The sequence below is a fragment of the Roseibium sp. R5 genome, assembly GCF_055755305.1.
In genome coordinates this window covers 1,334,878-1,348,132 of sequence record NZ_CM146910.1, presented here as the reverse complement: position 1 = coordinate 1,348,132, position 13,255 = coordinate 1,334,878, and the positions used below count along the sequence as shown (strand labels likewise).

Sequence of the window (13,255 nt, the reverse complement as noted above, 5' to 3'; positions counted from 1 at the left end):
GTGAGAGACAATTACGAGGCCCTGCCGCCGCAGACCGCCAACCACGTGCCGTTGTCACCGCTCTCTTTTCTGGAGCGGACAGCAGCGTTGTTCCCGGACCGGCTGGCTGTTGTATACAACGACCGCCACTACACCTGGTCCGATGTTCTGGGGCGGGTACGCCGGATCGCTTCAAGCCTCAAGCAGCGCGGCATCGGGCTTGGCGATACGGTTTCAGTAATGGCAGCCAACACGCCCGAACTGTTTGAGCTTCACTATGCGGTTCCGCTGACAGGCGCGGTACTTAACACGATCAACACCCGCCTCGAACCGGAAACAGTCGCCTATATCCTTGAGCACAGCGATGCCAAACTGGTGATCGCGGACACCGCCTTTTCCGGCGTGATCTCTCAAGCGTTCGACATAAACGGCAAGGCTCTGCCGATCATCAACATTGCCGACCCGGACGGCCCCGGCGGCGCGTTGATCGGCGACGCGGTATTCGAAGACCTGGTCGAAGGGGGCGATCCGGAGTTTCCCTGGCAAGGACCAGCCGATGAATGGCAAGCTCTCGCGCTGAACTACACTTCCGGCACATCGGGCCGGCCGAAGGGCGTCGTCTATCACCATCGCGGCGCTTATCTCATGGCGATGGGGACGCCGATCGCGTGGGAGCTACCGCGCCATCCGGTCTATCTCTATTCCGTGCCCATGTTCCACTGCAACGGCTGGTGTCATGCCTGGACGATGACCTTGATGGCCGGCACGATCATTTGCATCCGGCAGGTGACTGGCGCTGCCGTCTTCGACCTGATCGCCAAGCATCAGGTGACCCATTTGGGCGGTGCGCCCATCGTGCTCTCCATGCTGGTCAACACACCACAAGAAAACCGCAAACCCTTGCCTGGCCCAGTGAAAATCATGACTGCCGGCGCGCCGCCGCCGGCAGCGGTTCTTGCCGCCACCAAGGCGCTCGGTTTTGAAGTGATGCAGGTCTATGGCCTCACCGAGACCTATGGTCATGTCGCCCAATGCCTGTGGCGAGAGGAATGGGACGACCTATCCGCCGACGAGCAAGCCGAGCTTCAGTCTTGGCAAGGCGTTGGCTTCCCAATGACCGAGAGCGTCGATGTCGTTGATCGCGAGACCGGCGAACCGGTGCCCTGGGATGGGGAAACGCAGGGCGAGATCGTCATTCGCGGCAACACCGTCATGAAAGGCTACTACAAGAACTGGGACGCGACGGATGAGGCCTTTTCCGGTGGTCATTTCAAGTCCGGCGATGCAGCTGTTCGGCACGAAAACGGCTATGTGCAGATCCGCGACCGGCTGAAGGATGTCATCATTTCAGGGGGCGAAAACATCTCGTCCGTCGAGGTCGAAGGAGTACTGCACCGCCATCCGGATGTGGTCCTTGCGGCTGTTGTCGCCTTGCCCGACGAGAAATGGGGCGAAGTCCCTTGCGCCTTCGTCGAGCTCAAAGAAGGCAGCCAGGCAACCGAAGACAGCCTGATCGCCTTTTGCCGGGAGAACATGGCCGGTTTCAAGCGGCCCAAGAAAATCATCTTTACCGAGTTGCCAAAGACGGCAACCGGGAAAATCCAGAAATTCGTCCTGCGGCAAGAGGCCCGGACACTCTCAAGTGAAACCGCATAACAGGGATATTTCACATGACTTTCAAAGCACTTGTTGTCGACAAGAACGAAGACGGCAAAACCAGCGCCGCCGTCAAGGAAATCGACGAGAACCAACTGCCGGACGGCAATGTCACGGTTGCCGTTGAGTACTCGACCTTGAACTACAAGGACGGCCTTTGTGTCGGACCGGGCGGCGGTCTGGTCAAGGACTATCCGCATGTCCCGGGCATCGACTTTGCCGGCACTGTCGAGGAGTCCTCTGACGAATGGTACAAACCGGGCGACAAGGTGGTCCTGACCGGCTGGCGTGTCGGTGAAGTCTGGTGGGGCGGTTATGCCCAAAAGGCCAGCGTCAAGGGCGAATGGCTGGTGCCGTTGCCGGATGGCCTCACCACCCGCGATGCGATGGCGGTCGGCACCGCCGGTTTCACCGCGATGCTTGCCGTCATGGCACTGGAAGACCATGGCTTGAAGCCGGAAAACGGGCCGGTTCTGGTCACGGGCGCAGCAGGTGGTGTTGGCTCCGTCGCTGTCGCGATCTTGGCCAACCTTGGCTATGAAGTGCATGCCGTCACCGGCCGCGAAAGCACCTGGGACTACCTGAAGTCTCTTGGCGCCAGTGCCATCGTTCCACGGGACGACGTTGCCGAAACCATCAAGCGTCCACTGGAGAAAGAGGTCTGGGCCGGCGCGATTGATGCCGTTGGCGGTGAAATGCTCGCCCGCATCCTCGGACAGATGAAGTATGGCTGCTCGGTCGCCACCATCGGTCTGGCTGGTGGCGCGAACCTTCCAGCCAGCGTCATCCCGTTCATCCTGCGCGGTGTCAACCTTCTCGGCATCGACAGCGTCATGCGTCCTTATGATGACCGTGTCCGCGCCTGGCAACGGATCGCCAAGGACCTGCCGCTCGACAAGCTGCACGGCATGATCCACCCGGCGACCCTTGAAGACTTGCCAGGTCTCGGCAAGGACATCCTGAAAGGCCAGGTCAAAGGCCGTGTTGTCGTCGACGTGAACGCATAAGAGACATCGGGCGGCTAGGTTTCTGGCCGCCCATATTTCTCCCGTAGAAAGTCGATCATCACCCGAACCTTTTGAGGCAGGTACGAGCGGCTCGGGTAAACCAGCCAGGCCGCTGTCTCAAAGGATGCCGCTGCACAGGCATAGTCCGGAAAGAGATCGATTAGCCTCCCCCGCTTCAAATCTCTCTCAACGAGCATGATCGGCAACAGCGCAATCCCCATTCCCAGACGCGCTGCAGACCGGATCGACAAGGCATTTGAAATCACAGTTGCACCGCCAACCGGCACATTGAACGGCTCATCGTTATCTTTTTTGAATTGCCACAACGTGCGGAAACCGGGAATAGCGAACCGAATACAATCCCGGTCGGAGAGATCGTTTGGATCACCAACGCGCCCCTCACGTTCCAGGTATTCCGGAGACGCAACGACCCGGTAGCGTGTCGTCATCAGCTTGCTGACAATCCAGTCGCCCTTCGGCATGGATCCGAACCGGACGGCCAGATCAATACTGTCGGCCCGAAGATCCAGATTGGCGTCAGAAGCCAGGAGTTCGATGTCAATATCAGGGAATCTGTCCCGAAACTCCGGGAGGACCGGCACCAGGCACTCTTGTACGAACGAAATACTTGCTGTCATTCGCAAAGTGCCACGTGGCGACACAGCGGTTGTCCGAGCTTCATCGCCCGCTGCCTCCAACTCTTCAACCAGTGGCGCGATCCGATTGAGGTAGAGTTCACCCTCACCTGTTGCCGCGAGACTGCGGGTGCTGCGTTGGAATAAACGGAATCCAATATCCTGTTCCAGCTGAGCAATGACACGAGACACGCTGGAGGCGTCGAGATCCAACAGCCGGGCGGCAGCTGCAAAACTGCCTAGGTCCCGAACGAGCAATGCGGTTTTAAGGGCTGCGAGATCCATTCATGCACAATACGCACGACTTCAGTGATCAGCGACCTATTTTTCGAGATCGCGCATGAAATTAAGTCTCCTTTGCCAAACAAGAAGGAGGCAAGGTCAAGACACAATTGCTCCGCATCAACTCCAGTTCACGCTTAGCCGGTTCTCATTCAGCCGCGATAGCCGATGCATTTGAAGCCGGTTTTCGCGCGAAACATCCGGCCTGCACTGCTATCACAAGAAATGTCGCAGATGGTTCCATTCCTTTCGTCGTCCAATCAACCATAGAAGGGTTCTATGCTCCTCAAGAAAATCTGTCGGAAGATCAAAAAGCGGCGACAGCCTTGTCTGATAAGCTGATCGCCGAAATTCAAGCATCTCATACGCTGTTGATTGCGGTTCCGATATACAACTTCACCATTCCAGCAGTCCTCAAGGCTTGGGTGGACCAGATCTGCGGCATCGGTCACACATTCGCAATGGACGAAAACGGATTCCAGGGATTGGTGACAGCAAGACGTGCGATTGTCATCTGCACATACGGTGCGGAAGGCTACCTCTCTGGTGAACCGTTCGAAGCTGCGAACTTCGTTCAGCCCTATCTGACATTCCTGCTGAGGTTTCTGGGAATTGAAGATGTCGAGTACATAAATGTCCAAGGCACAGCAACAAGCGCTCCTGGCGATGTCGAAGAGCCATAAAACAACGCCAGGATGGCACGCAACGTATTGTTTAAAACCCAAGCTGGTCTCATGTCTGTACAAGTCTTCGCAGCAATTAAATTTTTGCTGGAAAGTCGCAGGAAGACGAGCAAACTCTCAACTGCTAATGCCCAACCCATTAACCTCAGGCGGCAAGTTTTTGAGTGTCCATGAATTCGTCATACGGTTTCGGCTGATACCCAAAGAAGAAATAATCAGCTTTAAAATGGTTCACTAAATACCAGTACAGATCTTCTCCAAGCTCAACTGGCTCTGAGTTCTTGCCCGAATTTTCCCATGGGAAGGGGTTGGAAATGCCGAAACGCTCGGCGATCTCGCTGACATCCAGATCTTCGACTCGCAAAACGTAGTCTGGCTCTTTGTTCGATCCAAAGTGATGAGTGTATTTGTATTGCTTGGCTAGAAACAGTCGCTGACGGGCCAATATCGTGGTGAAAAAAGTTAGCGGATCATAGGAATGGATGTCGGGGAACGCCTTCAACATTGTTCCTTGATACGATTCATGCGTCATAAATTTATAGAGTGACAATGCACGTTTTATCGGTTCACGGACGCATACAATTACTGTGTATTCGTCCCAAAGATTGACCGGTGTGTCATAACTCGGAAACCCATGATTTATTCGGCCCTCAAACCCCAACCACTTTCGAAAACTCTTCCCTGCGGCCTTTGGGTTATGGACAAAAATCAGTTTTCGTTTGTCACAGATGTTCGGATTTCGGAGTGATTTAAAAGCAAGTGTTGGTTGCGGCATATCTATGAATCACCAATTTGATCAACATGCGTACAAAATACAATTAAACACCACCTATGATAGTTTTTTCAGCCAATATAAACAATCTATAGAAGAAAAAATATTATAATATTGATATTAATTACGATATTGCAAAATATCTGAACACTCGTTCTTTTCAACTATGTGTAGAGTTCTTCTTTCCTATTTGGCTATCGCCAGTCTCTTTCTGTGAATAGTTGTGGCCAAGGTACGTGACTGAGATGGCACAAATTGTCCTCGCCGGACTTGCGAAGACAGCAACCCTTTCCGGTTGCTTTTCCCAGAAACCTCCCATATAAGCGCCCGGTCCAGAGTCGTCCGGCTCGTTTTGGACTGGATTTTTGCGTTCATGCGCAGGACCTTCCGAAACAACCAAGGGCATGCCGTGTCGGCTCTGAATGCACCAACAATGAAGTGTCTGCTTGCAGGCACACCAAAGAAAGGATGCAAAATGCCCAAGTTGAAGACGAAGTCCGGCGCTAAAAAGCGCTTCAAGGTGACTGCAACCGGCAAGGTGAAAACCGCACAGGCCGGCAAGCGCCATGGCATGATCAAGCGCACGAACAAATTCATCCGGAACGCCCGTGGCACCACCACGCTGAGCGATCAGGATGCAAAGATCGTGAAGCAGTTCCTGCCATACGCCTAACGCCAGCCTTTTAAGGAGATCACCTAGATGTCACGCGTCAAAAGGGGCGTTACCGCCCACGCTCGTCACAAAAAAGTTTTGAAGGCTGCCAAGGGCTACTACGGCCGCCGCAAGAACACCATCCGCGTCGCCAAGCAGGCCGTCGAGAAAGCGGGTCAATACGCTTATCGCGACCGTAAGGCCAAGAAGCGCAATTTCCGCTCTTTGTGGATCCAGCGCATCAACGCGGCAACCCGCCAGCACGGCATGACCTACGGCAACTTCATCAACGGCCTGAACAAGGCTGGCGTAGAAGTCGACCGCAAGGTTCTGTCTGACCTCGCCATCAGCCAGCCGGATGCCTTCAAGGCACTGGTTGACAAGGCTCAGGGCGCCCTGGCTGCATAAGTTCTATCGAACTTAAACGGAATAAAAAAAAGCGCGGCCTTTCGGGACCGCGCTTTTCTTTTGAAGAAAAGTCTCATTCCTTCCCCCGTCATCCTCGGCAAAATGCCGAGGAGCCATGTTTCGGATAACTTATGGATGTTCGGAATACTTCCGGACATGACGCTAAAGGGGCGCTACGCTCAAAGCCCTTCAAAAAGCGCAGTTGAGAGATAGCGTTCTGCAAAAGAGGGGATAATGACAACAATGGTTTTGCCAGCCATATCATCCCGCTGACCGACCTTGATGGCTGCAGAGAGTGCCGCGCCGGAAGAGATGCCGACCGGAATGCCCTCGGTATTCGCGACTTCGCGGGCCATGGCAAAGGCGTCCTCATTGCTCACTTTGGCAATCTCATCGAAGACACCTGTATCCAGCACACCCGGCACAAATCCCGCGCCAATGCCCTGGATCTTGTGCGGACCCGGCTGGCCTCCGGAAAGGATCGGGCTGTCTTCCGGTTCGACAGCCACGACATGTAGGTCCGGCTTCCGGTTTTTCAAAACCTGCGAAACGCCGGTGATAGTGCCGCCGGTCCCAATCCCAGATACAAAGACATCAACCGCACCGCTGGTGTCGTTCCAGATCTCTTCCGCCGTGGTGTTCCGGTGAATTTCCGGGTTGGCCGGATTCTCGAATTGTTGCGGCATGACAGCACCATCGATCTCGGACAAGAGTTCCTCTGCCCGGGCGATTGCACCCTTCATGCCCTTGGCCCCTTCCGTCAGTTCCAGCTCTGCACCCAGGATCTTGAACATCTTGCGGCGTTCCACGGACATGGTTTCCGGCATAACGAGAATGAGGCGATATCCCTTGGCCGCCGCCACAAAGGCGAGCGCGATCCCGGTGTTTCCGGACGTCGGCTCCACAAGGGTCGTCTTGCCCGCTTCAATCTTGCCGTCGCGTTCCATGGCATCGATCATCGCAACGCCAATACGGTCTTTGACGCTGGCGATCGGATTGAAGAACTCCAGCTTGCCGAGAAGGGTTGCCTTGACACCATGAGCATCCGCCAGACGATCCAAACGAACCAACGGCGTGTCACCGATGGTGTCCGTGATCGAGGAGTAGATCTTACCGCGCCCGTGCGTCTTGATTGTCATGGAAGTCTCCCAGCTAAAACGAATGCAGTGCCAATCGCACCTTTCTAAATTGTGACTTCAAGATAGTACGGCACCGCGGGAGATATAAGGGGAAGAACCCCTAGAGAGAGCACCCTCTGTAAAATGCCTTTTCACGAAAGGCTCACGGCTTAGAAAACAGCAAACCTGGAAGTGCGGACATGTCGTCGAAGAGATGCGCACCGGCATCAGACAGCGCTTCACGGTCGCAGGCTGGATCTTCGACATACGCATAAACAGCCATACCGGCAGACCGCGCCGCCCGCACGCCCGGCAAACTGTCTTCAATGACAACACAATCTTCCGGCGGATATCCCATCGTGCTTGCCGCAAGAAGAAACACATCGGGTGCCGGCTTGCCGTTGGCGCAGTCTTCTGCGGAAAACAGCTTGCCTTCAAGGCGGGGCAAAAGCCCCGAGCTGCCAAGTGTAGTCCGCATCTTGGCGTATTTGCCGGACGAGCCGACACAATAAGGCAGGTTGCGCCGGTCCAGCTCGTCCAGAACTTCTGCAATGCCCGCAATGGCGGGAACACCAGCGGCGAACACTTCCAGATCGCGTTTTCGAACCTGATCGGGCCAATCGTCTGGAAGGCTCCGGCCAGTCAACGCCTCAACCATCTCTTTAACGTTTTCGAGGGTCCGGCCCATGAAGCGCTGCTGACACTCTAGCCCAGCGATTGGATAGCCGAGTTCAGTCACCATTTCTGCGAGACTGGCATTGACCATCCGTTCGGTGTCCACCAGAACGCCGTCGCAATCGAAAATGACAAGTTTTGGATCCATGGAAAAACCCTTTGTGCTCAGGCCTTAGCGCTGTCCAGTAGATCCAAACCCGCCGGTTCCCCGGCTTGTTTCAGACAGGATTTCGACTTCCTCGATCTCAGCCTGCAGCACCGGCGCAATCACCATCTGGGCAATGCGATCGCCACGGGAGATTTCAAAGGCCGTATCACCGAGATTAATCAGGATCACTTTAACTTCGCCGCGATAGTCCGCATCGATCGTACCAGGCGTATTAAGCACTGTGACGCCGTGTTTCGCGGCAAGGCCCGAACGCGGCCGCACTTGGGCCTCGTAACCTACCGGCAACGCCATCGCCAAGCCGGTAGGCACCAGCGCCCGGCTTCCAGGTTGCAGCGTCAGACCGTCGTCCACAGCTGCGACAAGATCGAGACCTGCCGCCAATGCGCTTTGATAGGCCGGCAAGGGCAAACCCTGCCCGTGGTCGAGGCGTTTGAGTTCAAGTTTGATGGTCATGAGGCCGTCCCGGTCCGTTTAAGAACGGTTGACGACATTCGAGAGAACCTGTCAAGCGCAACGCGGCCATGAACCGGATATGCGAAAAATATCAAAAGGCTACTTGCAGCAGCCACGTTGTCCTGAAACTATCTGCCGTATCGGAAAGTTCTTCGAGCTGGGAGACCCTAAGAAATGAAATATTTGCTAAGCGCTGTTGCGGCGGGAATGATTTTCGCTGCCGGCATGACGGCACAGGCGCAGACCGTCGGGTTTGCCGATGCCATCAAGATCCTCGCAGGGAGTTGCGGTTCAGACATCGACAAGTATTGCAAATCAGCCACTCTCGCCAATAACGGCATTGGTCAGTGCCTTGATCAAAACCAGGCCAAGGTTTCGCAGAAATGCAATGCAGACCGCGTCGTTGTAGCAAACTTGATTGCCGAACGTCTCGCAGCTCAAAAGGCAGCGCCGGATCTGTGCGCTCGAGACGCCACCCAGTTCTGCAAAGGCGTCAAACCTGGTGCCGGTCACATCCTGCGATGCCTCCTGAAGGCGCAGCCGTCGGTCAGCGCAAAATGCAACACTGCGATTGACCTCGCTGGATACCGCTAAGCCGGGTTAAGGAGACTTTTTATGAAAAACCTGTTTTTTGCCAGCGCTGCCGCATGTGCACTCTGCTTTTCGGCAACACTTGCCAGCGCCCAAACTGAACTGAGCCGCAATCAGATCATCAACTCACTACAAGGCGCTCAGGAAAAAGTGGAAGTAAGCGCGGATGCGCTGCAGCGCGCCGCTCTGGAAAACATTCAGAAGTATCCGGGCGCCGATTCGCCGCAAACCATTCCGATGTATCAGCAGCTCGCGTCCTTGCGCCAGTTCAACATCGAAATCACGTTTGACTTCGATTCAGCGCGCATCCGGCCAGAATCCTATGAAGCCGTTGGCTTGATCGCCGATGCACTTCACACACCCTACCTTCAAGGCCAGACGTTCTTCATCGTCGGTCATACCGACGCCAAAGGGGATCGGACATATAATCTGGAGCTGTCTCAGCGGCGCGCTCAAGCCATTCGTGAGGCCCTGGTGACGACTTTCCAGGTGCCGGGCTCCACCCTCTTCTCGGTTGGTCTTGGCGAAGAGCAATTGCGCGATCCGGCCGACCCGTTTGCCGCCGTGAACCGTCGGGTACAGCTCATCAATATGGGCTATAACTAAGTTATTGTGGTGCGGGTGCTGAGCGCCCGCACTACCATGTGTCACACGTCAGATTACGTCACCCAAAATAGCCAATTTTGATATGTTCGCACTCGTTGTTTAACTTCATTGAACAATGTGTCAAACAGCTCTGATCTTCAGAAAAATCCCGAACGGTTTATTTCTATGTTGAGGCCCACTTGGCCGTAAGCATGGAGTAGACCAATGCCGGATGATCAAACGCCAATTCCTCCTGTTTTCTTCGCCCATGGCGCGCCGACACTGGCCGTACGGGACACACCGGCGAGCCGTTTTTTGAAACATTTCGGCAAGGATATGGAGCAGCCACGCTTCATTTTAATCTTGTCCGCTCATTGGGAAACAGAAAGACTGAAGATCTCGGCTCCGGGCCCTTTGCGCACATATCACGACTTCCGAGGTTTCCCAGACGAACTCTATGAAATCTCCTACCCCGCTTCGGCAGACGCCAGTGCAGTTGAAGAGGTGGTTTCAATTCTAAGCGCTGCCGGATTGGATCCTGAACAAGACGCGGACTGGGGTCTTGATCATGGGGCCTGGGTGCCTTTGTCACTGGCCTTCCCTGACGCAGACATCCCGGTTGTTCAAATTTCGCTCCCAAACAACAGCTCTCCGGAAACGATCTACGCACTCGGGGCAGCTGTGGCACCATTGGCGGAGAGAGGTGTCCTGATCGCCGGTTCCGGCAGCACCACCCACAATTTAAGAGCCATTGGGCCGGATGGATCGCAGGTTCCGGTCTGGGCAACGGGGTTTGATGCCTGGCTCGACAAGGGACTGGATGCAGGGCAATTGAACTACTTCGACAATCTGGAAGCAGCGCCGGATTTTCGTCAAAACCACCCGACAGAAGAACATCTTTTGCCGCTGTTCTTCCCGTTTGGCGCTGCAGGCGAAGGAAGAAAACCCGAGCTCCTGCACCGGAGTTACGAATACGGCTCAATCAGCATGAGTTACTATCGGTTCCAGTGATCCGCCCCCTACACAGCTGTACTTGAATAGAACTGCCGCCGCCCTCAGTCTGGCTCACGACCCAGTTTCTCCGCAGCCCTGGCAATCAGCTGGTGGGCAACCTCTTTCTTGTCCATCGCCGGCCAGTCTTCTACGCCATTGGCGGTGACCAGCCTTATGGTGTTGGCGTCGCCGCCCATGATACCCGTTGCAGGGCTGACATCATTGGCGACGATCCAATCAGCGCGCTTGCGTTGCAGCTTCGAGGTTGCGTTTTTGATGAGATCTTGAGTTTCGGCGGCAAAGCCAATCAGCAGAGACGGCCGCAGCGTTTGATGGTGCCCGACGGTCTTTAAAATGTCCGGATTCTCAGTGAGTTCCAAGCCAGGCGCTTTGCCACTGCCGTCTTTCTTGATCTTCTGATCGCCTTCCGAGACAACGCGCCAGTCAGCGACAGCTGCAGCCATGATTGCGATATCCGCAGGTAGGTTCTGCTCAACAGCTGCCATCATCTCCGCCGCGGATTCAACGTGGATCGTCGTGACATGGTCCGGATCACGGATCGTCACCGGGCCGGAAACAAGTGTGACCCGCGCACCAGCTGCGAATGCGGCTTCGGCAAGTGCATGACCCTGTTTGCCCGAAGACCGGTTCGCGATGTAGCGCACCGGGTCGATCGGCTCATGTGTCGGCCCGGACGTGATCAGGACATGCCTTCCCGCCAACGGCAGTTCCCCGGCTGCAATCGCCTGATCCCGCAAGAGAAGCTTAGCTGCTGCGGCAATATCTAGAGGCTCGCTCATGCGGCCAACCCCGGCTTCGCCTTTTTCCGCCATTTCACCGCTGGCAGGGCCGATGAACGCAATGCCGCGCTGACGCAAGGTGTCGGCATTTTTCAGTGTTGCCGGGTTCTGCCACATCTTCGGGTTCATCGCCGGGGCCAGCAAAACCGGTTTATCAGTCGCAAGTAAAACGGCCGTCGCAAGATCATCGGCAATGCCATGGGCCATCTTGGCCATCAGATTGGCCGTTGCGGGCGCGACAAGGATCAGATCATGATCCCGGGCAAGGCGGATGTGACCCACATCATGCTCCGCCTCCCGGTCGAACAGGTTGGTGAACACCTTCTCAGCGCTTAAGGCCCCCACCGCCAGCGGCGTCACGAACTCCTGCGCACCATCCGTCATGATCGGGACAACCCGAGCGCCCCGTTCTTTGAGCCGCCGGATCAGGTCCAGAGATTTGTATGCGGCGATGCCGCCGCTAATGATCAGCACAATCTCTTTGCCGGCAAGCATCGGAACTATACTCCCAGGAGGCGATGGAGGTCAGAAACCGGAACGGAAATCGCGCGGAGCAGCGGACACAACCTGACTGCCGGAACCCGTCACCTGATACACTGCAAGCCCACGTTCATTAAGGCCATTCGGCTTGAACCGGAACAAGCCGTCAATTCCAAGGAACCCGTCCCGGTTTGTCAGGATGCTCTGCTGGAACCGTTGCGGCCCAGCGGAGCGGATCAGGCCGGCCGCGAGTGTAACGCCGTCATAGACAAGGCTGGCGTTCCGCGGCGGGGGCGCGCCGTAGGTCTGTTGATAGCGCTGCGCAAACCCGCGGAACCCGCTGTCTTCAGGACCTGCAAACCAGGATCCGGTCAGAGTGGGGTTGTTCTTGACTTGCGGCGTATCCCACTGGCCCGAGCCAAGCAACTTGATGTTGCCGATCTCGGCATTCAGCCCCATCAGGGTCTGCATCACCAGGCCAGGCACAGGTCCGCCCGCCGGGACAAAGAGAGCGTCGATGCTGGTCAAAGACGACTGAAGGGCGTTGGCCTTGGCGACCAGGTCCGACGTGTCCGAACCACTGACGTTGTAGCGCTGGATCGTTGCAATCCGTCCACCGGTGCGACCAACTTCCTGACGGAACGCCGCCTCAACCACACTGCCGTAAGAATCGTTGGGCAGGAGGGCTGCATAAGAACGTTTCTGCTGGCTGCTGGCATAGCCAATGATGCGCTTCACATCGCTTTCCGGAAGGAAGCTCAACAGGTAGATGCCGCGCGCGGCGACTGACGTATCTGTCGAAAACGCAATAACCGGAACACCTGCCGCCCTTGCAGCGGAACCGGCACCCGACACTGCCGGCGCAAAGACGGGACCAAGGATCAGCTCGGCACCCTCAGAGATCGCCTGTTGCGCGGCAGCGCGGCCCCCTTCCGTCGTCCCTCCGGTGTCTTTCACCAGAAGCTGCACATCCGAATTTGGAAAGTTTTGAAGCGCCAGCGCAGCGGAGTTTTTGAAAACGGTTCCAATCGACGCATTGCCCCCACTTGAGGACAGCGGCAGCATAAGTCCGACCCGGACCGCGCCAGTGCCGATTGTTTCACCGTTCACCTGCGGTTGGGCGCCCGGCTGGATCTGTTCACCGGGCAACGTTCCAAGGGATGAGCCCAAACAGCCCCCGAGCGCCAATGTGCTGGCACCGGCCAAAGCGGTTTTCAAGAATGTGCGTCGGCGATGCCGAACAACGGCGTCCGTTTCGTCCATGTGTCTGATTTCCATCCACCCTTTGCCACAGACTTAAGGATTAACGAATGCGCT

At 56.0% G+C, this 13,255-nt stretch carries 15 protein-coding genes; 8 read left to right on the top strand and 7 right to left on the bottom strand.

All coding sequences use genetic code 11. From position 1 onward, the window contains the following. On the top strand, positions 1-1,635 hold the full coding sequence (locus tag AC0J4F_RS06195; RefSeq protein WP_133952552.1) for an acyl-CoA synthetase: 1,635 nt from the start codon (positions 1-3) through the stop codon (positions 1,633-1,635). A 14-nt stretch (positions 1,636-1,649) separates the two neighbouring features. Further along, positions 1,650-2,642 (top strand): acrylyl-CoA reductase (NADPH), encoded by a 993-nt coding sequence (gene acuI, locus AC0J4F_RS06190; RefSeq protein WP_133952553.1) that lies wholly within the window; start codon positions 1,650-1,652, stop codon positions 2,640-2,642. A gap of 14 nt (positions 2,643-2,656) precedes the next feature. On the opposite strand, the gene AC0J4F_RS06185 is transcribed toward acuI, so the two are convergent. Next, on the bottom strand, positions 2,657-3,562 hold the full coding sequence (locus AC0J4F_RS06185) for a LysR family transcriptional regulator (protein WP_473025720.1): 906 nt from the start codon (positions 3,560-3,562) through the stop codon (positions 2,657-2,659). Between the two features lie 107 nt (positions 3,563-3,669). On the opposite strand from AC0J4F_RS06185, the gene AC0J4F_RS06180 reads away from it, so the two are divergent. Further along, positions 3,670-4,242, top strand: a complete 573-nt coding sequence (locus tag AC0J4F_RS06180; protein ID WP_473025719.1) for an FMN-dependent NADH-azoreductase — start codon at positions 3,670-3,672, stop codon at positions 4,240-4,242. A gap of 145 nt (positions 4,243-4,387) precedes the next feature. Here the strand turns inward: AC0J4F_RS06180 and AC0J4F_RS06175 are convergent, their stop codons facing one another. After that, positions 4,388-5,017 (bottom strand): hypothetical protein, encoded by a 630-nt coding sequence (locus AC0J4F_RS06175; protein WP_473025718.1) that lies wholly within the window; start codon positions 5,015-5,017, stop codon positions 4,388-4,390. 472 nt (positions 5,018-5,489) lie between these two features. On the opposite strand from AC0J4F_RS06175, the gene rpmI reads away from it, so the two are divergent. Next, positions 5,490-5,687: a 50S ribosomal protein L35 gene (gene rpmI, locus AC0J4F_RS06170; protein WP_023002610.1), complete on the top strand. Its 198-nt coding sequence runs from the start codon at positions 5,490-5,492 to the stop codon at positions 5,685-5,687. A 27-nt stretch (positions 5,688-5,714) separates the two neighbouring features. Further along, positions 5,715-6,074 (top strand): 50S ribosomal protein L20, encoded by a 360-nt coding sequence (gene rplT / locus AC0J4F_RS06165; RefSeq protein ID WP_133952557.1) that lies wholly within the window; start codon positions 5,715-5,717, stop codon positions 6,072-6,074. A 179-nt stretch (positions 6,075-6,253) separates the two neighbouring features. Here the strand turns inward: rplT and cysK are convergent, their stop codons facing one another. The 3 genes from cysK to dut all read right to left on the bottom strand — a co-directional run bounded on the left by cysK (position 6,254) and on the right by dut (position 8,489). Beyond that, complete coding sequence (gene cysK / locus AC0J4F_RS06160; RefSeq protein ID WP_133952558.1) at positions 6,254-7,213, bottom strand: cysteine synthase A; 960 nt, start codon at positions 7,211-7,213, stop codon at positions 6,254-6,256. A 142-nt stretch (positions 7,214-7,355) separates the two neighbouring features. Next, a complete protein-coding gene (locus AC0J4F_RS06155; protein WP_133952559.1) occupies positions 7,356-8,015 on the bottom strand; it encodes an HAD family hydrolase in 660 nt (219 codons plus the stop codon). 24 nt (positions 8,016-8,039) lie between these two features. Further along, a complete protein-coding gene (gene dut, locus AC0J4F_RS06150) occupies positions 8,040-8,489 on the bottom strand; it encodes a dUTP diphosphatase (protein WP_133952560.1) in 450 nt (149 codons plus the stop codon). 174 nt (positions 8,490-8,663) lie between these two features. On the opposite strand from dut, the gene AC0J4F_RS06145 reads away from it, so the two are divergent. From AC0J4F_RS06145 to AC0J4F_RS06135, 3 genes are all read left to right on the top strand, one after another. Continuing rightward, a complete protein-coding gene (locus AC0J4F_RS06145) occupies positions 8,664-9,083 on the top strand; it encodes a hypothetical protein (protein WP_208981284.1) in 420 nt (139 codons plus the stop codon). A 21-nt stretch (positions 9,084-9,104) separates the two neighbouring features. Next, positions 9,105-9,686, top strand: coding sequence for an OmpA family protein (locus AC0J4F_RS06140; RefSeq protein ID WP_133952561.1), 582 nt, complete (start codon positions 9,105-9,107; stop codon positions 9,684-9,686). A gap of 204 nt (positions 9,687-9,890) precedes the next feature. Next, a complete protein-coding gene (locus tag AC0J4F_RS06135; protein ID WP_473025717.1) occupies positions 9,891-10,676 on the top strand; it encodes a DODA-type extradiol aromatic ring-opening family dioxygenase in 786 nt (261 codons plus the stop codon). A 44-nt stretch (positions 10,677-10,720) separates the two neighbouring features. On the opposite strand, the gene coaBC is transcribed toward AC0J4F_RS06135, so the two are convergent. After that, the gene (coaBC, locus tag AC0J4F_RS06130) at positions 10,721-11,953 is read right to left on the bottom strand and encodes a bifunctional phosphopantothenoylcysteine decarboxylase/phosphopantothenate--cysteine ligase CoaBC (protein WP_133952563.1); all 1,233 of its coding nucleotides are present in this window, start codon (positions 11,951-11,953) and stop codon (positions 10,721-10,723) included. 30 nt (positions 11,954-11,983) lie between these two features. After that, positions 11,984-13,201 (bottom strand): penicillin-binding protein activator, encoded by a 1,218-nt coding sequence (locus tag AC0J4F_RS06125; RefSeq protein ID WP_209002596.1) that lies wholly within the window; start codon positions 13,199-13,201, stop codon positions 11,984-11,986. Between the last annotated feature and the right edge of the window lie 54 nt (positions 13,202-13,255).

Bases quoted from the DNA above. Each gene is read 5' to 3' on its own strand.
- cysK (WP_133952558.1), bottom strand. From the start codon at position 7,213: ATGACAATCAAGACGCACGGGCGCGGTAAGATCTACTCCTCGATCACG.
- AC0J4F_RS06125 (WP_209002596.1), bottom strand. From the start codon at position 13,201: ATGGACGAAACGGACGCCGTTGTTCGGCATCGCCGACGCACATTCTTG.
- AC0J4F_RS06155 (WP_133952559.1), bottom strand. From the start codon at position 8,015: ATGGATCCAAAACTTGTCATTTTCGATTGCGACGGCGTTCTGGTGGAC.
- AC0J4F_RS06135 (WP_473025717.1), top strand. From the start codon at position 9,891: ATGCCGGATGATCAAACGCCAATTCCTCCTGTTTTCTTCGCCCATGGC.
- rpmI (WP_023002610.1), top strand. From the start codon at position 5,490: ATGCCCAAGTTGAAGACGAAGTCCGGCGCTAAAAAGCGCTTCAAGGTG.
- rplT (WP_133952557.1), top strand. From the start codon at position 5,715: ATGTCACGCGTCAAAAGGGGCGTTACCGCCCACGCTCGTCACAAAAAA.
- coaBC (WP_133952563.1), bottom strand. From the start codon at position 11,953: ATGCTTGCCGGCAAAGAGATTGTGCTGATCATTAGCGGCGGCATCGCC.
- dut (WP_133952560.1), bottom strand. From the start codon at position 8,489: ATGACCATCAAACTTGAACTCAAACGCCTCGACCACGGGCAGGGTTTG.
- AC0J4F_RS06145 (WP_208981284.1), top strand. From the start codon at position 8,664: ATGAAATATTTGCTAAGCGCTGTTGCGGCGGGAATGATTTTCGCTGCC.
- AC0J4F_RS06185 (WP_473025720.1), bottom strand. From the start codon at position 3,562: ATGGATCTCGCAGCCCTTAAAACCGCATTGCTCGTTCGGGACCTAGGC.
- acuI (WP_133952553.1), top strand. From the start codon at position 1,650: ATGACTTTCAAAGCACTTGTTGTCGACAAGAACGAAGACGGCAAAACC.
- AC0J4F_RS06140 (WP_133952561.1), top strand. From the start codon at position 9,105: ATGAAAAACCTGTTTTTTGCCAGCGCTGCCGCATGTGCACTCTGCTTT.
- AC0J4F_RS06175 (WP_473025718.1), bottom strand. From the start codon at position 5,017: ATGCCGCAACCAACACTTGCTTTTAAATCACTCCGAAATCCGAACATC.